Genomic DNA, 26,174 nt, shown 5'->3' on the forward strand with positions numbered 1-26,174 from the left:
TCGGTGCTCACCCCTCTTCTGCGACGTCCGTCCGCACGGCCCGGACGAGGTCCTCGAACGACAGGCCCGCCAGGCCCGGGAGGTCTTCGGCGGGCTCCTCCGGCACGGCCGGGGCGGGCTCCTCGGGAAGGACCAGCGCGAGGGCGTGGGCGGCGAGTTGGGCGACGGTCGGGTGGTCCAGCGCCACGGTGGCGGGCAGCTCCTCGGCCAGCGCGTGGCCGAGCCTGGCCCGCAGGTCGATGACCATGATCGAGTCGAGGCCGCACTCGGTGAACCCGAGGTGGTCGTCGCCGGTCAGCGGTGCGCCCAGGACGGCTCCGGCGATCTCCCGGATCGCCTGCCGCAGCAGCTCCTCCCGCCCCTCGGCGGGGCAGTCGGCGAGCTGCTTGCGCAGTCCGCCGCGCGGTTCGGTCCGTACCGCGCCCGGGCGCTCGGCCCGTTCGCCGGGCCGGACCGGGTCGGCGAACAGCCGCCCGCCCGCCGCCTGCTCGGCCTCCACGGCGACCGCCACCAGGCGGTGCCGGCGGCCGGCCAGCGCGAGCCGCAGCAGCTCCTCGGCCTCCTGGTCGCCCAGCGCCCGGACGCCCCGGCGGGCGATCGCCCGCTCGGTCGCGGCGGTGCCGGCCAGGCCGCGCCGGGCCTCCGGGATCCAGGGGCCCCAGTCCACCGCGACGGCCCGCAGGCCGTCCTGCTCGCTCAGCCGCTCCGCGAGGCCGTCCAGGAAGCCGTTGGCGGCCGCGTAGTTCACCTGCCCGGCGGAGCCGAGCACGGAGGAGGCGGAGGAGAACAGCACCAGGGTGACGTCCTGACGGCCCGCCAGGGCCTCGGCCAGGTGGGCGGCGCCGTGCGCCTTGGCGGCGAACACCCGGGTCCAGGCGTCCTCGGTGAGCTGTTCGAAGGCCCCGTCCGCGGCCACGCCCGCCAGGTGCAGCACGGTGCCCAGGGGCGCCGTCCGGTCGGCCTCCTCGACCGCCCGGCGGCAGTCCACCGGGTCGGTGACGTCGCCCTGGACGGTCCGGACCTCGATCCCGCGCGCGGCCAGCCCGTCCAGCACGGCGCGGGCCACCTCGTCGGGCGCGGAACGGCCCATCAGGGTGATCGCCGGGGCGCCCAGTCCGGCCAGGAACCCGGCCGCGCTCAGCCCGAGCGAGCCGAGGCCGCCGGTGATCAGCACCGCCCCGGGCGCGCCGGGCGCCGCCTCGGCGGGGCAGGGCGCCAGCCGGGTGGTACGGACGGTCGTTCCGGTGATCTCCAGCCGGGTCTCCGGCACCTCCTCGGCGACCAGCCGGGCGAGTTCCCCGGCGGCGGCGGTGGCGTCCCAGTCGGCTGCCAGACCGAGCCGGACCAGCCGACGCCGGGGCTGCTCGGCCTCCAGCGAGGCGAGCATGCCCCACAGCGCCTCCCGGACGGGCGCGGCCGCGGCGGTGGCCAGGCCGAGCACCGCGTACGGCAGCGCCGGGTCGGCGGCCCGCAGGGTGTCGGCGAGGCCACGGGCGGCGGCCAGCGCCTCGGCGGGCCCGCCACTGCCGAGCGCGAAGCGAGCGTCCACCAGCAGGTCGAGGGGCGCGCCGACGGGCGGCACGCTCTCCTGCTCCGTGACGGTGTGTCCGAGGGCGCGGAACGCGTCGGCCAGGGTGCGGCCGGTCCCGGTCCCGCCGCCGAGCAGGGCCACCCGCTGCGGCCCGGCGGCGCCGCCCGGCTCGCGGTCGGTTCGGTCGAGGACGTAGGCGTGCCGGGGGGCGTCGCGCAGCGAGCTCTCCAGCAGGGCGCGGGGGGCGCGCCGGAACCGGAAGCCCTCGATGTCGAGGACGGTGGCGCCGCTGTCGTCGAACAGGTGGATGTCGGCGGCGCTCACCCGCATCAGGCCGTCGGCGTCGGCGTCCCGGCCGAGGGCCCGGATGTGGCCCCAGAGCTGCCGTCCGGGCCGGGGGCGGCCGGGGAAGGACAGCCGGGCGACCGCGAACGGGATCGCCAGGGCGGCCTCCTCGACGGTCGCGGCCGGGTCGGCCTCGGCGACGGCGAAGGTGACGGAGCTCTGCAGGCAGGAGTCCAGCAGGCCGGGGTGGATCTGCCAGCCCGCCGGGTCCTCGCGCGGGTCCTCGGGCTCCTGGTACCGGACCAGCGCCTCGTCGCCGCGCACCCAGACCTCGCCGATCCAGCGGAAGGACGGGCCGAGGTGGTAGCCGAGGGTACGCAGGTGCGCGTAGAAGTCCTCGCCGGAGAGCCGGCGTTCGGCGGCGGCGGCGAAGGCCGCCGGGACGGGGACGGCCCGGTCGGCCCGGCGCCGGCCCTCCGGGACGACCCGCGCCGACAGGTGCTCCTGCCAGCGGCGCCGGGCCGGGTCCACCAGGCTCTGCACGCTGACGGTCCGCCCGCCGCCCTCCCGGTGGCCCTCGATCACCTGGAGCGGGTAGCGCTCGCCCTCGCGCAGTACGAGCGCGCGGGGGAAGTGCAGGTCCTCCAGGACGACCGGTTCACCGGCCGCACCGAGCGCGGACAGCGCGGTCGCGGTCTGCGAGGCGCCGGGCACCGAGACGGTGCCGAACAGCCGGTGGTCGGTCAGGTGGGCGGGGTACTCGGGGCTGCGCTCGGTGGCCCAGACCCGGCCGTCCAGCGCCGGGGAGCTGAGCTCGGTGCCCCAGGCCGGGCCCTGCGCGGCGACCGGCCGGGTGGCCTGGCCGGGCTTGACCGGCGTCCAGTACCGGGTGTCGGCGAACGGGTAGCGCGGGCCGCCGGTGCGGTCGGCGCCGGGCCTGACGTTGCGCCAGTCCAGGTTCTGGCCGCCGAGGTAGAGGACCCGGGCCGCGTCCAGCAGGGCGGCGCGCTCGCCGGTGCCGCGCCGCAGCGAGGAGGCGAGGCCGGCGGTCGGGGCCAGCCCGGCGCCGTTGACCAGGTTGACCAGGGTGCGGTCGGGGCCGATCTCCAGGCACAGGTCGATGCCCAGGCCGGCCATCGACCGCAGGCCGTCCAGGAAGCGGACCGGGCGGCGGGCGTGCCGGCACCAGTAGTCCGCGTCGTACTCCTCCGGTCCGGCGAGCCGGCCGGTGACGTTGGAGACCACCGGGATCTCCGGGGCGCGGAACTCCAGGGGGGCGAGAGCGGCCCTCAGCCCCTCCACCGCTGGGTCCAGCAGGCGGCTGTGGAAGGCGTGCGAGACGCTCAACTTCCGTGCCCGGACGCCCTGTTCGCGCAGCTCGGCGGCCAGGGCGTCGATCTCCTCGGGCCGGCCGGCGACCACCACCGACTCGGGGCCGTTGACGGCCGCCAAGTCCAGCGCGCGGCCCCGGATCCACCCGTCCACCCGCTCCTCGCCGGCGACCACGGCGAGCATCGCGCCGCGTTCGGTGGCCTGCATCAGCCGGGCCCGTTCGGCGATCAGCGCCAGGCCGGCCGGCAGGTCCATCACCCCGGCGTGCAGGGCGGCGGAGACCTCGCCGACGCTGTGGCCCATCACCACCGCCGGGGTCACGCCCCAGGAGGTCCACAGCGCCGCCAGCGCGGTCTGCAGGGTGACCAGGGCGGGCTGGGTGACCCGGGTCTCGTTGATCGCGGCCCGGTCCGCGCCGGAGAACACCAGCTCGGTCAGCGAGGCGCCGAGTAGCGGCGCCAGCACCGCGTCGCAGCGGTCGAAGGTCTCGCGGAACACCGGCTCGGTCTCGTACAGCTCCCGGCCCATCCCGAAGTACTGGCTGCCCTGGCCGGAGAACAGGAAGGCCACCCGGGGGGAGCGCAGCGCCGGACCGGCGGGCGCGGCCTCCCGCAGCCCCGCCAGCAACCGCTCGCGGCTGCTGCCGAGCAGCGCCCGGCGGTACGGGAAGTGGCGGCGGCCGGCCCCGGCGGCGGCGGTCAGCCGGGCCAGGTCGGTGTCGGCGGCCCCGGCCAGCTCCCGCTGCCACGCCTCGGTGAGCCGGGCCAGGCCGTCCTCGTCGGGGGCGGAGAGCGTCAGCAGGTGCGCGGTGTCCGGCCCGCCGGGCGCGGGCGTGGTCACGGTGGCGGGCGTGGTCACGGTCCCGGGCGTGGTCACGGTGGCGGGCGGGTCGGCCAGCAGCACGTGGGCGTTGGTGCCGGTGAAGCCGAACCCGGAGACCCCGGCCACCCTCGGGGTGCTGCCGCGCCGCCAGGGCGAGGTGGTCTCGACCACCCGGACGTTCATGTCCGCCCAGGACACGTGCGCGTTGGGCTCGGTGAAGTGCAGGTTGCCCGGGATCACGTCGTGGTGCAGGGACAGCACCGTCTTGATCAGCGACACCACCCCGGCCGCGGACTCGCAGTGCCCCAGGTTGCTCTTCACCGAGCCGACCTGCAGGGTCTCCCCCGGGCGGCGCCCCTCGCCCAGCACCCGCCAGGCGGCGCCGAGTTCGATCGGGTCGCCGAGGGTGGTGCCGGTGCCGTGCGCCTCCAGGTAGCCGACCTCGCGGCCCTCCAGCCGGGCGTCCTGGAGGGCGGCCCGCAGCATCGCCTCCTGGGCGGCGCCGTTCGGCGCGGTCAGGCCGGAGGAGGCGCCGTCCTGGTTCATCGCGCTGCCGCGGATCACCGCGTACACCCGGTCGCCGTCGCGCAGGGCGTCGCCCAGCCGCTTCAGCACCAGCACGCCGCACGCCTCGGAGCGGGCGAAGCCGTTGGCGTCCGCCGAGAAGGTCCGGCAGCGGCCGTCCGGGGAGAGCATGTGGGCCCGGCTGACGGCCGTCCAGGAGGCCCGGTCGAGCAGCACGTTGACGCCGCCGACGAGCGCGGCCTCGCTCTCCCCCGTGCGCAGCGAGCGCACCGCGAGGTGCACCGCGACCAGGGAGGAGGAGCAGGCGGTGTCCACCGCGACGGCGGGGCCGGTCAGGCCGAGGGTGTAGGCGAGGCGCCCGGCGGCGGCGTTCAGCGCGGTACCGGTGCTGTAGTACGCGTCGACCTCGTCCGGTCCGGCCTCGGCGAGCAGCCGGGCGTAGTCGGCGTAGCTGACGCCGACGAACACGCCGGTACGGGTGGCGCGCAGCCGCTCGGGGTCGGTGCCGGCGTCCTCCAGGGCGTGCCAGGCGGACTCCAGCAGCAGGCGCTGCTGCGGGTCGAGGTTCTCGGCCTCGCGGGCCGGGATGCCGAAGAACGCGGCGTCGAAGCGGTCCAGGTCGCGCAGGAAGCCGCCCTGGTCGGTGACGGAGGGGCCGTCGCCGAGCCCGGCGAGGGCGGGCCGGTCGTCCGGGACGCGGGTGATGCCGTCGCGGCCCTCGCGCAGCAGCTGCCACAGCTCCTCGACGGTGTCGGCCTGGGGGAAGCGCCCGGCCATGCCGACGATCGCGATCGGCTCGGGGGCGCCCGTGGGCACCGCCTCGGCGGGGGTCGGCGCGGCGGTCGGCGCGGCGGGGGCCGACGGCTCGGCCGGGCGGAGCGGGGCGGCCTTCGCGGTGCGCGCGGCCGGTGCTTCCGGGCGGAGGAGGTGCTCGGTGAGCCGGACCACGGTGGGGTGGTCGAAGACCTCGCCGACCGCAACGGTGGTGTCGAACGCCTCGCCGAGCCGGGCGGCCAGGTCGACGGCCGCGATGGAGTCCAGCCCGAGGGTGAGGAACCCGGCGGTCTCGTCGATGTCCTCGGCGCCCGCGTGGCCGAGCTGCGCGGCGAGCAGCCGGGCGACCTCGGTCCGGGCGGCGGCGGGCCGGGCCCGCTCGGGCAGGGCGGCGAGCCGGGCGGTCACCGACGCCTCGTGCCGGACGGCGGGCCCGCTCGCGGCGGGGGTGCCGAGCACGCCGCGCGGGCGCAGGCCCGCCAGCACCGTGCGCAGCCGGGCGAGGTCCAGCGGGCAGGCGATCAGGTGGGCCTCCGGCCCGTCGGCGGCGACGGCCAGGGCGGCCCGGCCGGAGGCGGCGTCGAAGGAGCCGACGCCCAGCCTGGCGGAACGTTCCAGCAGGGCGGCGTCCGCCATGCCCGCGCGGTCGGCACCGGCCAGCGCCCACGGCCCGTAGCCGAGCGAGACGGCGGGCAGGCCGAGTCCGACCCGGTGGGCGGCGAGCGCGTCCAGGGCGCCGTTGGCGGCGGAGTAGGCGGCGCAGTCCTCGGTGCCCCAGACCGCGGAGACCGAGGAGACCAGGACGAAGAAGTCCAGCTCCCAGCCCTCGGCCAGGGCGGCCCGGTGCAGCCACCAGGCGCCCCCGGCCTTGGCCCGCAGCGAGTCGGCGAAGCCCTCGGCGGTGAGCTCCGCGGCGGGGGTGCGGGTGAGGGTGCCGGCGGCGTGCAGGACGCCGCGGACGGGCGGCAGGCCGGTGAGGGCGGTGCACGCCTCGGCGAGCGCCTCGGCGGTGTCGCAGCCGCCGCCCCGGTAGACGGCGCGGACGCCGCCGGCGGCCAGCTCGGCAAGGAAGTCCCTTGCGGCGGGCTCCAGTTCACCCTCCGGGCGGCGGCCGATCAGCAGCAGGGAGCGGGCCCCGCGCGCGACCAGCTCGGCGGTCAGCTCACGGCCCACTCCGCCGAGCGCGCCGGTCACCAGGTAGGTGGCGTCCGCGCGGAGCTCGGCGGTGGCGGCGGGGGCGGCCGTGGCCGGGGCCGGGGCCAGCCGGGGCACCCGGACGGTTCCCGCGCGGACGGCGGCCAGGTCCTCGGCGCGGTCGGGCGAGGTCAGCAGGGCGAGCAGGGCCCGGGCGTCGGCCGGGGTCGGCTCGGCGGGCAGGTCGACGAGGCCGCCCCAGCGGGTGCCGAACTCGAGGCCGAGGACCGGCCCGAGTCCGTGCAGCGCGCCGTGGTCGGTGGCCTCGGTGGACTCGCCCTCGGCGGTCCGCCGGACGGCCCGGGTCAGGGCGTGCACCCGGAGGCCGGGCCGGTCGGCGGCGGACGCGGCGGCGACGACCGCGTCGGTGACGGCGGCGCAGAGCGCGGCCTGGGCCGTGGCCGGGTCGGCCTCCGTGAGCGGCCGCGGCCGGTAGGCGAGGACCAGACCGGCCGCGGCCTCGACCTGGCGGGCCCAGTGGGCCGTCCAGGCGGTTCGGTCCCCCGGCAGCGCTTCGCGCCGCCAGCCCGGGGGCGGGTTCAGCGGGCCGGGGCTCAGGAGCACACCTTCGTGCCCCCGGGCCGCCGCCTCCCCGGCGATGAGTTCCAGCGTCCGGGTGTCGTCCCCCGCGAGGACGAGGAGTTCGGCCGCCTCGGCGGCGGCCGGGTCGTGGTCCTGCCAGCGCAGCTGGTGGGCGGCGGCCGGTGCGGTGGCCGGGGCCGCGGACGGGGCGGCCGCCGTCTCCGGCGCGAGGCGCTGCCGCTGCCACGGGTAGGTCGGCAGATCGAGGACCCGGCGGGGCAGGGCGGGCAACGGGGCGTTCGGGCCGGGGACCACGGACGGGTCCTCGGCGCCGGCCGCCAGGGCGCGCAGGGCCCGGGCGGCGGAGGCGGGGTCGGCGGCGAGGATCCGGGCGGCGGCCTCGTGGCGGGCCCGGCCCTCGGTGGCGGTGTGGGCGAACGCCGGGTAGTCGGCGGCCGCCAGCCCGTCCAGCCGCTCGGCGTAGCGGACGGCGAGCTCGCGCAGCGCCTCGGGCGTCCGGGCGGACAGGTCGAAGCCGGTCACCTCGACGGCCTCGGGCGCCTCGACGGGGTCGGCGGCGCCCAGGATGACGTGGGCGTTGGTGCCGCTCATGCCGAAGGAGCTGACGCCGGCGTAGCGGCCGGCCCCGGCGGGCCAGTCGGTGAGTTCGGTGGGCAGGATGATGCCGGTGCCGGTGAGGTCGATCCGCGGGTTGAGGGTGCGGAAGTGGACCAGCGGAGGGAGTTGACGGTGTTTCAGGCAGAGCATGGTCTTGACCAGCCCGGCCACCCCGGCCGCCGACTCCAGGTGGCCGAGGTTGGTCTTGACGGCACCGACCACGAGCGGGGCGCCGCCGCTGGGCCGTCCGAGGGCGGTGGCCAGGGCCTCGAGCTCGATCGGGTCGCCGAGCGAGGTTCCGGTGCCGTGCGCCTCGACGTAGCCGATGTCGGCGGGCTCCAACCGGGCGTCGCCGAGGGCCTGTTCGAGCAGGGCGACCTGGGAGAGCACGTTGGGCGCGGTGAACCCGCCGGAACGGCCGTCCTGGTTGACGGCCGAACCGTGGATGACGGCCTGCACCCGGTCGCCGTCGCGCAGCGCGTGGTCGAGGCGCTTGAGCACCACGACGCCGCAGCCCTCGCCCCGGGTGAAGCCGTTGGCACGGGCGTCGAACGCCTTGCAGAGACCGTCGGGGGCGAGCGAGCGGGTCTCCTGGACCAGCCGCATCGACTGCGGGGACATGATCAGGTTGGTGCCCGCGGCGAGCGCGGTCTCGCACTCGCCGCGGCGCAGCGCCTGGACCGCCAGGTGGACGGAGACCAGCGAGGAGGAGCAGGCGGTGTCGACGGAGACGGTCGGGCCGGTGAGGCCGAGCGCGTACGCGACCCGGCCGGCGGCGAAGTTGTGGCCGTTGCCGGTGGTCCAGTACGCGTCCGGGTCCCCGGCCAGCCACTCCCGGTAGTCCTGCCACATGATGCCGAGGTAGAGGCCGGTCCGGCTGCCCTGGAGGCGGTCGGCGGCCAGGCCGGCGTTCTCCAGGGCCTCCCAGCTGACCTCCAGCAGCAGGCGGTGCTGCGGGTCGAGGTGCCGGGCCTCGCGCGGGCTGATTCCGAAGAACGCCGCGTCGAAGTCCAGGACCTCGTCCAGGAACCCGCCGCGCTGCGGCAGGCCCTCCCAGGCGGCCGCGAACGGCCCCTTGCGTTCGGGCCGCAGCCGACCGACCAGATCGCGGCCCTCCGCGAGGGCCGTCCAGTAGCCGTCCTGGCCGTCGATGCCACCGGGCAGGCGGAGCCCGGCGCCGATGACGGCGATCGCCTGCCCGCCCTGCTGCTCGTCGAGTTGGCGGCGCAGCGTGCGGATCGTGGCGAGTGCCCGGGTGAGCGGGGTCTGGCGGGATCCGTCGGTGGTGCTTGTCTCAGGCATGGATCGGTTCCTCGCGGTCTGGTCCGGTGTGTCTGGACCGGTCGGTGTCAGGACCGGTCGGTGTCGGGACCGGTGGGTGTCCGGGGCGGTCGGGCGGGCCCGCCGTCCGACTCGGCGCAGAGGTACTCGGCGAGCGCCGTGGCGGTGCCGTAGGCCCAGAGCAGGGTCGGCGAGAGCCTGGTGCCGAACGCGCCCTCGAGCCGGTTGCGCAGTTCGAGGCTCATCAGCGAGTCCAGGCCGAGGGCCTTCAACGGCGTGTCGGGTTCGATCCGTTCGGGATCGAGCCGCAGGACGCGTCCGGCGAGTTCGCGGATCTGCCGCGCGGCGAGCGGGGTCCGCTCCTCCGGTGCGGCGGCCCGCAGCCGGGCGAGGAACTCGCCGCCGGTGGCCACTCCGGCCCGGCCCGCGGCGTGCAGCAGCTGCCAGCTCGGCAGTGCGGCGGTGTCGGGGCTGGCGTCGAACCACTGGCGCAGGTCGATCGGGACGTACCCGGCCACCGGCCGGTCGCGCTCCAGCATCCGGACCAGGGCGGGCCAGGCCTCCTCGGCCGGGACGCCGCCCATGCCGCGTTCGGCGAGGCGGGCACCGCGGGTCCCGTCGGTGGCGGCGAGGCCGATGTCGGTGAACGGGCCCCACTGCACGCTGAGGGCGGGGCGGCCGCACCGGCGCCGGGCCTCGGCCAGGGCGTCCAGGTAGGCGTTGGCGGCGGCGTAGGCGGACTGGCCGGGGTTGCCGACCAGGGCGGCCGCCGAGGAGAACAGCACGAACAGGTCCAGCGGGTCCTCGGCCGTCAGCGCGTCCAGGTGGCGCGCGCCGGTGGCCTTGGGCGCCAGCACCCGGTCGAGCTGCTCCGCCGTCAGGTTGCGGACGGTGGCGTCGTCGAGCAGACCGGCGGCGTGCACCACCCCGCGCAGCGGCGGCAGTTCGGCGCGGACGGTCTCCAGGGCGGCGCCCAGCGCGGCGACGTCGGCGACGTCGCAGCGCACCGCCCTGACGGTGGCGCCGAGCGCGGTGATCCGCTCGATCTCGGCCTCGGCAGCCGGGGTCGGGGCGGAGCGGCCGAGCAGGACGAGGGCTCCGGCGCCGTGCTCGGCCAGGTATCCGGCGAGGGAGAGGCCGAGGGCGCCGAGACCGCCGGTGATCAGGTAGCTGCCGTCGGCCCGGAAGGCGCCGTCGGTGAGCGGGGCGGCCGGGACGGCCTCGACGGCGGCCGGGCCGAGCAGCAGGACGGTGGTGGCGCCGGGTGCCCCGGCCCCCTCCCCCGCCTCGGCGAGGCCGCGGGGGGCGACCGGCAGCGGCGCGGCGGCGGCGCCCGCCCAGCCGGCGGCCAACGCGGCGGCGAACCGGTCCGGGCGGCGGCGCAGCAACCCGACCGCGTCCACGGCGAACTGGGCTGCGCCGTCCGGAAGTTCCTCGGGCCCGGGGCGCAGGCCGTCGAGGGCGACGGCCCGTCCGTCGGCGGCCAGGGCGGCGAGGGCGCGCGCGGGGGTGGCCCCGGCGGGCCGGCCGAGCACCACGTCCGCGCCGGACCCGCCGGTGGCGGAGCGGACGGCCTGCGGCCAGCCGGGGTCCTCCGCGTCCAGCAGTTCCACGCCCTCGAGCTGCGGGCCGGTCGCGGCGCCGCCGGGCACGGTGGCGAGCACCCGGGCGCCGAGCCGCCGGGCCAGGGCGGCGGCGGCGAGCCCGGTGCCGTCGGTGACGTGCACCAGGACGGTGTCCCCGGCGGTCACCCGGGCCGCCTCCACCAGCGCCTGGTGGGCGGTGGCGACCGCCGGCGACAGGGCCGCCGCCTCGGCGTCGCCGAGGGTGTCGGGGACGGCCACGGCGTGGTCGACCCGGACGGTCAGGTGGCTGACGGGGCCGTCGGCGGTGACGGCGGCGGCCCGGTCGCCGACGGCGAGGCCGGTGACGCCCTCGCCGACCGCGACCACCCGGCCGACCAGGCCGGTGGCCGTTCCGGCGGCGCGCCCGGGCAGGGTCGCGGCGGCGGTCTCGATCTCGATCTCGCCGGGCCCGGGGGCGCGGCGGGCGATCCCGGCCGGGCGGCCGTCCGGGTCGATCCGGAACGGCTGACGGCGGGTGAGCGGCGCCGGCAGCTCGGCCGGTGCGGCGGCGCCGCGCGCCAGCCGGGCGGCGAGGCGTCGGCCCGGGCGCAGGGCCAGCTGGTCGTCCGCCTCGGCCGGGTCGGTGAGCAGCTCGGCCGCGCAGGCGGCGGCCAGGCCCTCGTCGTTCGGGTCGAGATCGATGATCCGGGGGGTCAGTTCGCCGTGCTCGCGGCGCAGCACCCGGGTGAAGCCCCAGTACAGGGCGGCGCCGGGGTCGGGCCGGTCGGCGGCCAGGACGGCCTGGCCGCCGAGGGTGACCACGGCCAGCCGGGGCGGTACGGGCTGCGCGGTGCAGGCGGTGGCCAGGGCGGCGAGGTGGAGCAGGCCCTGCTGCTGGGCGGCGGGGCCGGCCTCGGCGCCGGGGGCGAGGAAGACCACGCCGTCGGCGGCGCCGATCTCCTCGCCAGGGCGGATCCGGGCGGTCTTGGCATCCCGGGCGGCGAGCGCCTCGGCCAGTGCCTCGGCCGCGGGCCCGTCGCCGCAGACCACCCAGCGGCCGGGTTCGGCCGGCAACCTCGCTTCGGTGTCAGCGAGTTCGGTGTCGGCGAGTTCGGTTTCGGTGAGTTCGGTGTCGGTGAAGGTTTCGGTGAGTTCGATCCAGTCGATCCGGTGCAGGCGTTCGGCGTCGGTCCGCCCGTCCCGGTCCGCGGTGGGCAGCGGGGTGAGGGTGAGTCCGATCATGCTGAGCAGCGGGGTGCGCTCCTCGGCGGTGAACAGGTGGACGTCGATCAGGCCATCGGCGCGCCGCAGGGCGTGCGACCACAGATCGGTGACGGCCTCCGCCAACTCGCCCACGACCACCACGCGTTGGACGCCGGTCGGGACCACCGCGTCGCCGGGGCCGTCCGCGACACAGAGGGCGAGCGAGACCTGCAGGGCCCCGTCCCAGAGCGCGGGGTGCAGCCCGTACGGGCGGTTGGCCGGGCGCAGCCGCTCGGGCAGGGCGACCCGGCCGACGGCCTGCTCGCCGTCCTCGGCCACGGCCAGCGCGCCGACGGTGCGGAACGCCGGGCCGTACTCCAGCCCCCGGGCGGCCCAGGTGCGGTAGAGCGCCTCCGCGGCCCCCGGGTCGGCACTCTCGCCCCAGTCGGGGAACCCGGGTGCCTGCCAGGGGAGTTCGCGCAGGACGGCGCGGGCGGTGGCGCTCTCCTCCCACTGCTCGCCGCCCTCGGGGAGGGCGAGCAGCCGGAACGCGCCGCCTTCCGCGGCGTCGTCGGTCCATTCGGCGGTGAGCCGGGCCGGGGTGTCGCCGAGCGGGACGCCCTTGCGGAAGGCGACCTGGTCCAGCGCCTTGGGCAGGCGGCCGGTGCGGGCCCGTACGGTGGCGAGCGCGATGCCGAGGACGGCCGCGCCGGGCAGCACGGGGGTGCCGTGGACCTGGTGGTCGGCGAGCCAGGGCAGGTCGGCCGTCGAGGGCTCCAACGCGCCGTGTCGGCGGCCGGGTCGGCCGGGCGCGGGGGTCAGCTCCGGCTCGAGGCCGGGGGCGGCGGCGCGGCTGCGCGGCCGCTCGTCGATCCAGTACCGGTCCTGCCGGAGCGGGTAGCCGGGCAGGGCGAGGCGGGCGTCGCGGGGCAGCGCGCCGAACGGTTCGAGCCCGGCGGTGTAGGCGGTGGCCAGCGCCCGGGCGAAGTCGGCCGGGCTGCCCTGGTGGTGGCGCATCGTGGTGAGCACGGCAGCGGGCTCGGCGCGGTCGGCGGTGAGCTGTTCGATGGCCGGGGCGAGCACGGGGTGCGGGCTGATCTCCACGACGTGGGTGACGCCCTCGTCGAGCAGGGCCGCCATGGTGTCGGCGAACAGCACGGGGCTGCGCAGGTTCTCGACCCAGTAGGCGGCGTCCATCTCGGGGCCGTCCAGCTGCCGGACCCGGACGGTGGACATCAGCGTGATCGCGCCGCCCCGGGGGGCGGTGGGGGCGAGTGCCTCCAGCAGGTCCTCGCGCAGCGGGTCCATCTGGGGACTGTGCGAGGCGTAGTCGACGTTGACCAGCCGGCAGTAGGTGCCCTCGGCCTCCAGCAGTTCCTTCAGGGTGAGCACGGCCTCCTGCTCGCCGGAGAGCACGCAGGAGTGCGGGCCGTTGTGGACGGCGAGCGAGATGCTCTCCTCGAAGCCCTCCAGGGCGGCCAGCGCGCCCTCCCGGTCGAGGTCGACGGCCAGCATCCGGCCCCGCCCGGAGGTGCGGCGGGCGATGGCGCTGCGGCGGGCCATCACCAGCGCGGCGTCCTCGTAGCTGAGGATCCCGGCCAGGGTGGCGGCGGTGATCTCGCCCTGGCTGTGGCCGAGGACGACGTCGGGTTCGACGCCGTTGGCCCGCCACAGCTCGGCCAGGCCGAGGGACATCGCCCACAGCACGGGCTGGAGCATGTCGATCCGGGTGGTCCACTCGTCCCCGGCCCGGCCGGCGAAGACCTCCAGCAGGTCCCAGTCGGTGTGCGGGCGCAGCGCCTCGGCGCAGCGGGTGACGGTGGCGGCGAAGACCGGGCTGTCCCGGTACAGCTCCTGGCCCATGCCGTCCCACTGGGAGCCCTGGCCGGGGAAGACGAAGGCGGTCCGGCCGCGCGGTACGGCGCGTCCGGCGCCCTCGGTCTCCGGGTCGGCGGCGAGGGTCTCCAGGGCGGCGCGGAGTTCCTCGGGGGTGTCGGCGACCAGTCCGGCGCGGACCTGGAAGTGGTCCCGACGCCAGGCCAGGGTACCGGCGAACTCCCGTACGCCCTGCGGGTCCTGGGGGACCAGGGGGAGGAGTTCGCGGGCCCGCTCGGCGAGCACCCCGCGTTCGCGGGCGGAGAGCGGGACGACGGCGGGCAGGCCGGTCGCCGGGGCGGCGGCCGGCTCGGCGGGCCCGGCCGCGGGCGGGGAGGCCAGCACCACGTGGGCGTTGGTGCCGCCCCAGCCGAAGGAGTTGAGGCCGAGGTGGACCGGGCCCTCCGGGTCCAGCGCGAGTGGTTCGCGGACCACCCGGACGTTCAGGTCCTCGAACGGGATGGCCGGGTTGAGCTCGGCGGAGTGCAGGCTCGGCGGGACGGTGCGGTGGCGCAGCGCCAGCAGCAGCTTGAACAGGCCGGCCAGGCCCGCGGACGCCTCCAGGTGGCCGATGTTGGTCTTGATCGAGCCGATGTGCAGCGGGTTCGCGGGGTCCCGGTGCCGGCCGAGCACCGTGCCGAGCGCGGTGGCCTCGATCGGGTCGCCGCGTCCGGTGCCGGTGCCGTGCGCCTCGACGTAGACGGGCTGCCCGACGGGCACCGCGCCGGTGCCGTACGCCTGCCGCAGCAGGTCCTCCTGGCCCTCGGGGCTGGGCGTGACCAGGCTGTCGCCGCCGCCGTCGTTGTTGACGACGGTGCGGACCACCAGGCCGTGGATCCGGTCGCCGTCGGCCTGCGCGCGCGACAGCGTCTTGAGGCAGAGCGCGGCCACGCCCTCGCCGCGCACGAAGCCGTTGGCGGAGGCGGCGAACGCCTGGCAGCGGCCGTCCGGGGAGAGCCCGCCGAAGTGGGTGAGGCCGACGGTGACGTACGGGTCGGCCATCAGGTTGACGCCGCCGACCAGGGCGGCCTCGACCTCGCCGCTGCGCAGCGCCTGGGCGGCCAGGTGCAGGGCCACCAGCGAGGAGGAGCAGCCGGTCTCCACGGTGAGGCTGGGGCCGCGCAGCTCGAGGACGTACGAGAGCCGGGCGGCGACCACGTCCAGCGCGTTGCCGTAGAGGCTGTGCGGGGTGGGGCGGGCGCCGCGGTTGATCCGGAGCAGCTCGTAGTCGTGCCAGGAGGCGCCGACGTAGACGCCGGTGCGGCTGCCCGCGAGGGCGGCGGCGGGCACGCCGGCGTCCTCCAGGGCCCGCCAGGCGACCTCCAGCAGCAGGCGCTGCTGGGGGTCGATGGCGGCGGCCTCGCGCGGGGAGACGCCGAAGAAGGCGGCGTCGAAGCGGTCGATGCCCTCCAGGAAGCCGCCGACCGTCTGGACGTCCTTCTCCGGGTCGAGCGGGCGGTCGGTGTCCCAGCGGTCGGCCGGGACGGGGCCGATCGCGTCGCCGCGCCCCATCAGCAGGGTCCACAGGCTGTCGGTGTCGGGGGCGCCGGGGAACCGGCCCGCCATCCCGACGACCGCGATGGGCTCCTCCGCGGTCATTCGCCACCCCGCAGGCGCATCCGGACCAGGCCCTTGGAGGCGTTGATCATGCGGGGGCCGATCTCCGGCGGCGCCTCGCGGCGGCACCAGACGGCGTTCTTGGCCATCTTGCCGGGCGACATGTTGAAGCAGCGGGTGTCGCGCTCGCCGAGCCGGAAGCCGGGCGAGATGAAGTCGGCGTGCTTGATGTGCTGGAGGATCTGCTCGGCGGCCCGGCCGGTGCTGACCTTGCCGGCCTCGACGGCCAGGCACAGGTCGCGGGTGAGCGTGCCCATCTCGTTGAACCCGGCGCTGACCGGCAGCGGGGAGCCGGGCTGCTTGCTCTGCTCCAGGTCGAGGAAGACCTCGTCGCGGCCGGTGCGCTGGAAGCGGTAGTACGCGTCCTCCAGCATCACGTTGCCGAGCATGGTGCCGAGCATCCAGGTGCGGTTGACGGCGTTCCACAGCTCGTAGTCGCGGAAGCCGACGAAGGAGCTGAACACCAGGTCGTCGTGGAAGTCGAACAGGCCCTGCTGCAGGTTCTCCACGTAGTCGAACCGCTCGCGCGACCAGTTGCCGTCGCGGGAGGCCGCGATGAGCCGCCAGCCGAGGACGTTGACCAGCTCCAGGGTGTTGGTCAGCCCGCGCGAGTACAGCGCGTCGATGAAGCCGGCGGCGTGCGAGGTGAGGCAGAACCGGTCGCCGACCACCTGGTGCGCGGAGTACTGCAGCCGACCGGTGGAGACCCACGGACGGACGGCCTTGGCGCCCTCGAACTGCCAGGCGATCTCGGGGAAGCGGGCCAGGAAGTCGTCGAACTCCTGCTGCGCGGACAGCTCGCCCTTGGGGAACTTGCGCGGGTCCAGGGTGAGCCCGACGCTGCACAGCGGGTTCATCGAGTCCTGGTGGTTGTCGAACGGGATCACCCAGAGCCAGCCGCCGTCGAAGACGTGGTGCAGGGTGCCGTGGTGCCAGGGGTTGGGCTGGCCGTGCTTGGCGGCGGTGCGCGAGTCGTCGAAGGGCTTGACCCCGACCATGTGGGTGAACAGGCACCGGGAGTGGGTGTTGGCCCGGGTCGGGGTCTCGCGCAGCTGGAACTTGTCGGCCAGCGGCGAGCGGAAGCCGCTGCCGTCGACCACGTAGTTGGCCCGGAACTCCTCGCCGCTGTCGGTGCGGAGCACGGCGCCGGTGTCCGGGTCGATCTCCACGTCGGCGATGCGGGTGGCGAGCCGGGGGTGCGCGCCGTACTTCACCGCGACGTGGAACAGGTAGGCGTCGATGTCCTGCCGGAACAGGTGGGTCTCGGTGCGGATGGCCGAGGGCACGACCAGCTGGTTGACCTCGTCCGGCCGCTGGGCGGAGCCCTCCCGGTGGTAGACGAAGCCGAAGTTCTGCTTCTGGCCGCAGTTGCGCGAGACCCGCTGCCGGATCCCCTTGAAGCTGGACAGCGGCATGAGTTCGGGGACCTGGTACCGGTCCGCGATCAGCCGGGTCATCCCGGAGGTGTACGGAATGGTGGACTCGCCGACGGCGAACCTGGGGTGCGTCCCGGCGTCGAGCAGGAGCACCCGGACGCCGTTGCGCGCGAGTACGGCGCCGAGCATGCCGCCGGCCATGCCGCTTCCCAGGATCGCCACGTCGTAGGCGTTGTGCTGCTGCTGTGCCCGCCTCGTGCCTGCCATCTTCCGTTCCTTCCGTCTGATCTGCGGTTAGCTCCGGCCCGCGGCGGCCCGCTCGCGGCCGCGCTCGGGGACTACGGGGACCTCCACCGCCTTGGTGAAGACCCGGGACAGCAGCGGTCCGGTCATGGCCGTGGTGACCACCGCCATGACGACCATGAGGGAGTACAGCGAGCCGTCCAGCAGGCCCAGTTGGAGGCCGATGCCGAGGATGACCAGCTCGGTGAGACCGCGGGTGTTCATCAGCGCGGCCAGCGCGGCGGCCGGCCGGGGGTCCAGCCGCTGGGAGCGTGCCCCCAGGTAGGTGCCGCCGAACTTGCCGACCACCGCGACGGCCAGGATCAGGGCCAGGTCGACCAGTTGACCCGAGTTCAGCCCGCTGAGGTCCACCTTGAGGCCCGCCACGACGAAGTAGACCGGCAGCAGCAGGCCGGTGACCTGCTCGGTGCACCGGTGGATCTCCAGCCGCAGGCCGTCCGCGCCGGCCTTCGGCATCACCACGCCGAACATGAAGGCGCCGAAGATGTAGTGCATGCCGAGGGCCTCGGTGGCGGCGGCCGACAGCAGGGCGCCGATCAGCACGGCGGCCAGCTTCTCGGCGGAGAGCGTGCCGGGCTTGCCACCGGGCATCAGCAGGCGCCGCAGCAGCGGCCGGACGATGACCACCAGCGCGCCCATGAACGGCAGGATCAGCACCACCAGCCAGTGGTCCGACCCGCCGCCGACGGACGCCTGGACCGCGGCCAGCGCCACCCAGGCGATCACGTCGACGGCGGCCGCGGTGGCCAGGGCCAGACCGCCGACCGCGGTGGTGGTGAGCCCGCGGTCGGCGAGGATCCGGGCGAGCACCGGGAACGCCGTCACGGAGACGGCGAGCCCGACGAACACCACGAAGGCCGCCTTGTTGTGCGGGGCCTGGTCGCGGGCCAGGTACAGGGCCAGCGCGATCCCGAGCACGAACGGCACCAGGGTGGAGCCGAGCACCGTGCCGGCGGTGGCTCGGCCCCGCCCGCGTAGTGCCGCGCCGTCCAGTTCCAGCCCGATGCCGAACATGAACAGCGCCACGCCGACATTGGCCATCCCGGTGAGCAGCGGCCGGATGTCACCGGGGAACAACGCGTCGGACATCGCCCCGTGGAACAGGGTCGGTCCGAGCAGCACCCCGGCCAGGATCTCCCCGACCACCGGCGGCTGGTTGATCCGCACGGCGAGCCGCCCCAGCCCGCGGGCCAGCAACAGGATCAGCGCGATGTCGACGAACAGCAGCTCCACCTGGTGACTGGTCACGGGGCTTCCGCTCCCCCGATGAGGTCGTCCAGCGAGAGGTTGAGCATCGGGTGCTTGCCACTGAGGCCGGAGATCAGCGTGACGAAGTCCGCCGAGGGGGTGCGCTCCTTCTCCGGGTCGACCAGCTCCTGGGCGAGGCTGTAGTAGAACTCCTTGTACTTGGTGCGGTCGTAGAAGCGCTCGACGAAGGTGCGGATCTCGTCGAAGAAGGCGCGGTAGGCGGTGGCGTAGCGCTTGAGCGCCTGCTCCTCGATCTCCGGGTGCTCGAGGATCTGGTGGGCGATCTTCGACAGGGTGCTGCCGGCCAGGGTGGCCAGGGCCACGCCGGTGGAGAACAGCGGGTCGACGAAGGCCGCGGAGTCGCCGACGCACACCCAGCCGTTGCCGTGGAAGGTGTGGCTGGTGTACGACCAGTCGCGGGCGGTGCGCCAGCCGGCCGCCTGGTTGGCGTTGGTCAGCATCCGCTTGAGCTTGGTGGTGCGCTGGGCCTCGGACCTGAACAGGTCCTCCAGCGACTGTCCGTCCTTGTTGGCCTCGGAGGAGCGGGTCACGTAGCCGACGCTGATGGTGCCCTTGTCCAGCGGGATCGCCCAGAACCAGCCCTCGTCCAGGCCCTCGATGAGGATGTTGGTGTACTCGTCGCCCTGGAGGCGCTCGCAGTTGTCGAAGTACGTCCAGACCGCGACGTTGCGGAGCTCCTCGTGCCAGGTCACGTCCGCGTAGCGGCGGCTGAGCAGCCGGGACTGGCCGGAGGCGTCGACGACGAGCTTGGCGCGGGCCTCGTACTGCTGGTCGGCGCCGCGGAGGTTGAAGCGGACGCCGACGACGCGGCCGTCCTCCTCGATCGGCTCCTTCACGGTCGCGTCCTCGATGATGAACGCGCCGAGCTCGCGGGCCCGGTCCAGGATCATCGAGTCCATGTCGGCGCGGCGGGTGTGGTACGCGTACGGCTGCGCCCCGCCCTCGACGAACGAGAAGTGCCACGGGATCTGCTGGTTGCCCCAGACGAGGGTGCCGCCGTACTTGCGCTCGAAGCCCCGGGCGTCCATCCGCTCGGTGAGGCCCAGTTCCTCCATGGGGCGCATGAAGGCGGGGATGAGCGACTCGCCCACGTGGTAGCGCGGGAACCGCTCCTTGTCGAGCACCAGGACGCGGTGGCCGCGCTTGGCCAGGAGCCCGGCGGTGGTGGAGCCGGCGGGGCCCCCGCCGATCACGATGACGTCGAACTCCTCAGGTACCCCGAACAGTGTGGACGGCATGCCAAGTCCTTTCCTGCGTTCAGTCGGTGCGGTACGGACAGTCTTGATCGGGGCACCTGAAGAGCCTCTGGACGCCGTCTGAAGATCAGGCCCCGACGGCGTGGGCGGCGACGATGCCGGCCGTGTCGGAGATGCCCTCGGTGCGCACCACCCGGCCCTCGCGCAGCTCCCAGAAGTGCACGAAGCGCACGTCGAACTCGCCGCCGCCCTGACGGAAGCGGCCGGTCCAGTTGCCGATCGCGGCCGCCCAGTCGCCGCTGACCCGCAGCTCCGTCACCTCGAAGGCGGTCTCCTCCAGGTACTCCAGCGCCCCGGCGAAGTACTGCGCGGTTCCGGCGGTGCCGGTGTAGTGGCCGGTGGACCAGGGCAGTGCGGCCGGGGTGGTGATGTCCACCTCGGGGTCGAAGATCTCCATCAGGGTCGGGACGTCCGCCTTGGACAGGGCCTCGTACAGCCGCTCCACGACGGCCCTGGTCTGCTCCGACATCACTGTCTCCTCACGTGTCACGGCCACCCCGGTGGAGCGGCCCGCGTCTGCCGAGTCTCGCGGCGCGGGTGACAGGGCGTCATCTCCCGGGTTGCGCAATTGGCGAGTTGCCTGGGACGGTTCCGCTCGGCATAGTTAGAGTTGAACTCTAGTTTCGCGCTACGAAAACCTGGCCAGCCGCCCGATTCGCTCATCTCTCCAGGAGGAGAAGGACTGTGACGATTGATCAGTTCGAGGCCGAGGAGGTGCCCGCGTTGACCTCCCGGACGAGCCGACCCGGCCTCGCCCTCACCGTCATCGCGGGCTGCCAGCTGATGGTGGTCCTCGACTCCACGATCGTGAACATCGCCAACCCGCACATCCAGCGCGCCCTGGACTTCTCCACCTCGGACCTGTCCTGGGTGGTCAACGCCTACACGCTGACCTTCGGCGGCCTGCTGCTGCTCGGCGGCCGGGTCGGCGACATCCTCGGCCGCCGCCGGGTCTTCACCGCGGGCATCCTGCTGTTCACCTTCGCCTCCCTGCTGGCAGGACTGGCCCAGGAGCCCTGGCAGCTGCTCGCGGCCCGCGCCCTGCAGGGCGTCGGCGGCGCGATCGCCTCGCCGACCTCGCTGGCGCTGATCACCACCACCTTCACCGAAGGGCCGCAGCGCACCAAGGCCCTCGGCATCTACGCGGCGGTCTCCGGCGGCGCCGGTGCGGTCGGCCTGCTGGCCGGCGGCATGCTCACCCAGTGGCTCGACTGGCGCTGGGTGTTCTTCATCAACCTGCCGATCGGCCTGGCGATCGCCCTGCTCACCCCGGTGGCCATCGCCGAGGCCGAGCGCCGGCCCGGCCGCTTCGACCTCCCCGGCGCCTTCACCTCCACCCTCGGCATGGCCTCCCTGGTCTACGGCTTCATCCGCGCCTCCGAGGAGGGCTGGCGGGACGGCTGGACGATGGCCTCCTTCGGCGCCGCCGCCGTCCTGCTGATCGCGTTCGTCCTGGTCGAGCGGCGCGTCCCGCAGCCGATCACCCCGCTGAAGCTCTTCGCCGACCGCAACCGCTCCGGCAGCTACGTGATCATGCTCGGGCTCGGCGCCGCCCTGCTCGGCCTGTTCTTCTTCCTGGTGCTGTACGTCCAGAACGTGCTGGGCTACAGCGCGATCAAGTCCGGCGTCAGCTTCCTGCCGATCACCGTGGCGATCCTGATCGCGGCCGGGGTCAGCCAGCCGCTGCTCCCCAGGGTCGGCCCCAAGCCGTTCCTGGTCGCCGGCACCGTGCTCACCACCGCGTCACTGCTCTGGTTCACCCAGATCGAGCCGGACAGCAGCTACACCACCGGGGTGCTCGGCCCGATGATCCTCTTCGGCCTGGGCCTCGGCCTGACCTTCGTCACGCTGACCCTGACCGCCGTCTCCGGCATCTCCGCCGACCAGGCCGGCGCCGCCTCGGGCCTGCTCAACGCCACCCAGCAGGTCGGCGGCGCGCTCGGCCTGTCCATCCTGGTCACCGTGTTCGGCACGGCCAGCCGCGACGAGGCCAAGACGCAGATCCCGTCCTTCATGGCCTCCGCCACCCCGGAGCAGCAGGCCGACTTCGCCAAGTCCCACATGCTGCCCGGCGAGTGGGGCCACGCGGTGCTCACCCACGGGGTGGCCACCGCCTACTGGGCCGGCACCGCACTGATCGGCCTGGCGCTGCTGACCTCGATCTTCGTGATCAAGGTCCGCCGCAGCGACCTCGCCGCGCTCAGCGGCGCGGCCGGCATGGCCGCCGTCTGATCCCGGCCGGCGTCGCACGACCGAGCGCCCGCCGCCCTTCCCCGGGGCGGCGGGCGCTCGGTCGTTCCCGGCGGGTCAGGCGGCGGGCGAGCGGCCGGCCGCCAGCAGCGAACGGACCACCGTGGCGGGCCGCATCACGGCGGTCGGCGGGACCAGCAGGTGCTGCATGTCCAGCATCACCCGGTGCACGTCGGCCGAGACGTGGGAGGCCAGCATCACCCGCTTCACGTAGCGGTTCAGCAGGTCCGCGCCCAGCGGCTTCGGGCCCTCCGTCTCCGGGTACATGAAGTCCCCGCCGGTGGCCATCTGCCAGGGCGTCGCGATGATCTTCGACGCGGCCCGGTAGTACGCCCGCGCCATCTCCGGCGAGGCCGACCCGAACCGGTCCAGCGTCCGGCCCAGGGCCGCCGCCTCCATCGCGCCGGCCGTCATGCCCTGCCCGTACAGCGGGTTGAAGCTGCAGATCGCGTCGCCCAGCGCCACATACCCGGCCGGGTGCCGGCGCACCTTCTCGAAGTACCGCCGCCGGGCCTGCGGGTAGGTGAACTTACGGGCGTCGCCCGGCTCCGTCGGCTCGCACCGCCCGAGCAGTTCGGCGACGTGCGGGCTGGGCAGGTTCTCGGCGTACGCCCGGAAGCCGGCCGGGTCGACCGGGCTGTGCGAGCGGTGCCAGCCACCCAGGGTGACCACCCAGCGGTCGCCCTCGACCGCGAACACCGCCGCGGCCCGCTTGTCCTGCGGCGGGACGGCCGACATCAGGTACAGCAGGCCGCCGTCCAGCATCCGCTCACCGGCCTTCCGGTGCAGCAGCTTGGTGGTGTAGCCGACGTCGATCTTGACCGTGACGGTCTCCGGGCTGTCGCAGCCCAGGTCCGCCAGCCACTTGTCGGACCGGCCCGCGCTGCGGCCGGTGGCGTCCACCACCAGGTCCGCCCGCAGCACCTCACCGGTGTCGGTCTCCACCCCGGTCACCCGGCCCGGCCCGCCGATCACCCGGCTCACCGTGGTCCGCTCCCGGATGTCGACGTTGCCGATCCCGCGCACCCGGCCCCGCACCACGTACTCCAGGTAGGCCCGGGTGAGGCTGATCCCGAGCTTGCCGCTGTTGAACCGGGTGCGCAGCGCACCCATCTGGTGGAACAGCAGGTCGTTCCCGGGGTCGAAGTGCACCGCGCCGCCGGCGACCAACTCGGCGGACAGGCCGGGGAACAGCTGCTCCAGCATCATCTTCCCGCTGATCAGCAGGGCGTGGGAGTGGCCGCTCTGCGGGACGCCCTTCCGGTCGGCCGGGCCGTCCGGAAGGGCGTCCCGGTCGAGCACGGTCACCCGCCCGTATCTGTCGGCGAGCACCCGAGCGGCCGTCATGCCGCCCATCGATCCGCCGATCACCACCGCGTGGCCGCCGATCACACCCATCAGCACTCCCAACTCGCAGAGACGCCACGCTGGTTCGCGGCATCATCGGGAGTCTGTGCGAGCCCCCGGGAGGCTGTCGCCTCCCGGGTTGCTCAACCGTGGATCAGCTGGACACGAAGAGGTCCGGCAGGGCGTAGCCCAGCACCGCCCGGACGTCGTTGTCCGGGTGGTCGCCGTCCGGCGGCGCCAGCCGCAGCCGGACCACGACGCCCTCGCCCGCCACCACCCGCAGCGGCCCGGCGGTGGCGACCACCACCGCGTCCCGGCCGGTCCCGCCCGCGCGGGACACGGACTGGATCACCCAGGTGCCCTCGGGGACGTGCGGGATCCGCCACGCCCCGGCCTGCGCGATCCGGTGGCAGCGGGCCGGCCGGGCGGCGCGTCCGAGCTTGAGCTGCCCGCCGGACGGCGCGGCGAACGCCGCCACGAACACCGGCTCGTCGACCAGCCCGTCGGACCGCTCCACCTGGCCCCGGACCGACCCGTACGCGCAGGCCGACTCCACGCCGCCGGCGACGAACTCCACCGCCTCCGCGCCCAGCCTGGACAGTCGCCGGAACCGGCCCGGCGGTACGCCCACCTCCTTGGTGAACCGGGTGGTGAACGCCCCCACGCTGGTGTAGCCGCACCGGACGGCGATGTCGGCGACGCTGTCGGAGCTGCGCAGCAGCCGTCGCCGTGCCTCCTCCAGACGCACCGTGGTCAGGAACGACGCCGGCGGCAGACCGGTCTCCTGCCGGAACAGCCGCGCCATGTGGAACGGGCTCAGCCGCGCCATCTCCCCGAGTTCCGCCAGGGTCAACCCCTCGGCGTACCCCTCTCTTATTCCACTGACAACCCGTTCGATCTCCACTCTCATCGGAATCCCCCGTCGACCAACGGCCTTGCGGCCAGGATCAGTTCGAGACAGGGAAACAGAGGGCGGAGCCGTCGTCAAGGACCGTCCCGGCGAGCGCGACCGCTCGGTCGCGGACGTCCCGATCGTGGACGGCACCGACCGACACCACCGACACCACCGCCGCACACCGTGCGGCAAACCGGGCCTTCACCGGACACTGAGTTTGCACACAACCGGAGCCGCTGACTCCGAACTCCACGGCAGTGAGCAATCTCGGCGGTGACGGGAATTCAACCGGAACAGCATAGTGAAGGCTCCGAACATTTCGGCGACCGAAGATCCGGGGGAAGAATGCACCTAGAGCTCTTGGGCCCGATGAGAATGTGGTACGCGGACCGCGAGGTCGTCCTCGGGCCGCCGAAGCAGCGGGCCGTCCTCGGATTGCTGGCGAGCCGACCGAACCAGGTGGCCGGTATCGACCAGATCATCGACGCGGTCTGGGGCACCGACGTCCCCCCGACCGCCGTCAACGGCGTCCACACGTACGTGGGCGGACTGCGCCGCGCGCTCGAACCGAACCGTGGACCACGCGAGTCCGGCGGACTCCTGGTATCGGCCGGCGGCGGCTACGCGCTGCGGCTCGACCCCCAAGCGGTCGACGTGGACCGCTTCACCACGGAGCACACCCGGGCCCGCCGGCTGCTCGCGGCCGGCGACCGGGACGGCGCGATCGCGGCCTACGAGAGCGCGCTGGCGCTCTGGCACGGCGACGCGTACGCCAACGTCCCCGGCCCGTTCGCCGCCCTGGAGCAGGCCCGGCTGCACGAGCTGCGGCTCACCGCCGTCGAGGAGTGGGCCGAGGCCACCCTGGAGACCGGCCGGCACGCGGAGACCACCACCGTGCTCACCGACCTCGTCGCCAAGGAGCCGCTGCGCGAACGCCTGCGCTGGCTGCTGATGCTCGCCCTGCACCGCGCCGGCCGACGCGCCCACGCGCTCACCGTCTACCGGCAGACCCGGCAGCTGCTCCAGGAGGAGCTCGGCATCGACCCCGGCGCCGAACTGCGCCGCCTCCACCAGCAGATCCTCGGCGACCACGCCGACCTGGACCTGCCCGCCCCCGGCCCCCGACCGCTCGCCCCGACCGTCCGGCCGATCGCCCCGCCGCTGGTCAAGCCCGCCCAACTCCCGCCCGGCACCCGCGACTTCACCGGCCGTACGGAGGAGCTGGCCCGGCTGCGGAACGTCGTCCTGCGCGAGCACGGCCGCTCCGAGCAGCACGCCGTGACCGCCGTGGTCGAGGGCCCGCCCGGCGTCGGCAAGACCGCCGTCGCGCTGCGGCTGGCCCGCCGGCTCGCCGACCACTACCCCGAGGGGCAGCTCTACGTCGACCTGCGCGGCTCCCGCCCCGGCGAGGAGCCGGTCGACGCCCACGGCGCCCTCGCCCTGCTGCTGCGCAGCCTCGGCGTGGAGCAGGACCAGTTACCCCGGGGCCTGCCCGGCCGGACCACCCTGTTCCGCAGCCTGCTGCACGGGCGCAAGGTGCTGATCGTCGTCGACGACGCGCTGAACGCCGAACAGGTCCGCCCACTGGTCCCGCGCGGCCCCGCCTGCGTCCTGGTCACCAGCCGGCGGCGGCAGTTCGGCCTGGCCGCCCGCGACGGCGCCTACCGCCTCGAACTGGCCCCGCTGGCCCCCACCGAGTCCGTCGAACTGCTGACCCGGCTGCTCGGCGAGGACCGGGTGGCCGACCAGCAGGCGGCCGCCTACAGCCTGGCCCGGATCTGCGGCAACCTGCCGCTGGCCCTGCGGATCGCCGCCGTCGGCCTGGTCGCCAAACCCGCCGTCACCCTGGCCGAACTGGTCGACGACGCCGCCGACGACACCGCCCGGCTCGACCGCCTGGCCATCGAGGACGACGTCGCCGCGAGCCTGCGCAGTGCCTTCGCCGCCTCCGTCCGCTCGCTGACCGCGGAGGTCGCACGGACCTTCAGCGCCCTCGGGCAGCACGGCAACGAGCTGATCACCGTCGAGCTCACCGCCGCCCTGACCGGCACCGGCCGGGAGTCCGCCGCCCGCCGCCTGGCCGCCCTCGCCGACCACCACCTGCTCGAGGAGGTCGGCCGGGACCGCTACCGGTTCCACAACCTGATCGGCCTGTACGCCGCCGAGTGCGCCCGCGGCCAGCGGACCGACCGGGCCACCGCCCGCGACCGGCTGGACCGCGAGCCGGTCCCGGCCGACGACGGGCTGCCGGAGCTGGTCGCCTGCTCCACCGAGCGGGACGGCTGAGCAATATCGGAGATGCAATGCGTTCAACGGATCGTGCAGAATTTCAAC

At 75.0% G+C, this 26,174-nt stretch carries 10 protein-coding genes; 2 read left to right on the top strand and 8 right to left on the bottom strand.

All coding sequences use genetic code 11. The features are described from left to right. Nucleotides 1–7 precede the first annotated feature (7 nt). From ACIQWA_RS19320 to ACIQWA_RS19345, 6 genes are all read right to left on the bottom strand, one after another. Nucleotides 8–8,905: an SDR family NAD(P)-dependent oxidoreductase gene (locus tag ACIQWA_RS19320; RefSeq protein ID WP_402483970.1), complete on the bottom strand. Its 8,898-nt coding sequence runs from the start codon at nucleotides 8,903–8,905 to the stop codon at nucleotides 8–10. A 47-nt stretch (nucleotides 8,906–8,952) separates the two neighbouring features. Further along, nucleotides 8,953–15,126, bottom strand: a complete 6,174-nt coding sequence (locus tag ACIQWA_RS19325) for an SDR family NAD(P)-dependent oxidoreductase (protein WP_402483972.1) — start codon at nucleotides 15,124–15,126, stop codon at nucleotides 8,953–8,955. After that, nucleotides 15,123–16,787, bottom strand: a complete 1,665-nt coding sequence (locus ACIQWA_RS19330; RefSeq protein WP_402483974.1) for an NAD(P)/FAD-dependent oxidoreductase — start codon at nucleotides 16,785–16,787, stop codon at nucleotides 15,123–15,125. Before ACIQWA_RS19330 ends, ACIQWA_RS19325 begins: the two co-directional genes overlap by 4 nt. Before the next feature lie 27 nt (nucleotides 16,788–16,814). Then, nucleotides 16,815–18,071: a cation:proton antiporter gene (locus ACIQWA_RS19335; RefSeq protein WP_402483976.1), complete on the bottom strand. Its 1,257-nt coding sequence runs from the start codon at nucleotides 18,069–18,071 to the stop codon at nucleotides 16,815–16,817. After that, nucleotides 18,068–19,330 carry an NAD(P)/FAD-dependent oxidoreductase gene (locus ACIQWA_RS19340; protein ID WP_402483978.1) on the bottom strand — a complete coding sequence of 421 codons (1,263 nt, stop codon included), beginning with the start codon at nucleotides 19,328–19,330 and terminating at the stop codon, nucleotides 18,068–18,070. The genes ACIQWA_RS19335 and ACIQWA_RS19340 overlap by 4 nt, the downstream gene beginning before the upstream one ends. Nucleotides 19,331–19,415: 85 nt before the next feature. Beyond that, the gene (locus ACIQWA_RS19345; protein WP_360233780.1) at nucleotides 19,416–19,817 is read right to left on the bottom strand and encodes a nuclear transport factor 2 family protein; all 402 of its coding nucleotides are present in this window, start codon (nucleotides 19,815–19,817) and stop codon (nucleotides 19,416–19,418) included. A gap of 215 nt (nucleotides 19,818–20,032) precedes the next feature. Between ACIQWA_RS19345 and ACIQWA_RS19350 the strand changes: the two genes are divergently transcribed. Then, a complete protein-coding gene (locus ACIQWA_RS19350; RefSeq protein WP_402483980.1) occupies nucleotides 20,033–21,580 on the top strand; it encodes an MFS transporter in 1,548 nt (515 codons plus the stop codon). A 75-nt stretch (nucleotides 21,581–21,655) separates the two neighbouring features. Here the strand turns inward: ACIQWA_RS19350 and ACIQWA_RS19355 are convergent, their stop codons facing one another. Together ACIQWA_RS19355 and ACIQWA_RS19360 are read right to left on the bottom strand one after the other, a co-directional pair. Continuing rightward, nucleotides 21,656–22,996 (bottom strand): NAD(P)/FAD-dependent oxidoreductase, encoded by a 1,341-nt coding sequence (locus tag ACIQWA_RS19355; protein WP_360233786.1) that lies wholly within the window; start codon nucleotides 22,994–22,996, stop codon nucleotides 21,656–21,658. A gap of 103 nt (nucleotides 22,997–23,099) precedes the next feature. Next, nucleotides 23,100–23,798, bottom strand: a complete 699-nt coding sequence (locus ACIQWA_RS19360; RefSeq protein WP_402483982.1) for a helix-turn-helix transcriptional regulator — start codon at nucleotides 23,796–23,798, stop codon at nucleotides 23,100–23,102. A 411-nt stretch (nucleotides 23,799–24,209) separates the two neighbouring features. Between ACIQWA_RS19360 and ACIQWA_RS19365 the strand changes: the two genes are divergently transcribed. Further along, nucleotides 24,210–26,126: a BTAD domain-containing putative transcriptional regulator gene (locus ACIQWA_RS19365; protein WP_402483984.1), complete on the top strand. Its 1,917-nt coding sequence runs from the start codon at nucleotides 24,210–24,212 to the stop codon at nucleotides 26,124–26,126. Nucleotides 26,127–26,174 lie beyond the last annotated feature (48 nt).

This window comes from Kitasatospora sp. NPDC098652 (assembly GCF_044760155.1).
In the GTDB taxonomy this organism is placed as follows: domain Bacteria; phylum Actinomycetota; class Actinomycetes; order Streptomycetales; family Streptomycetaceae; genus Kitasatospora.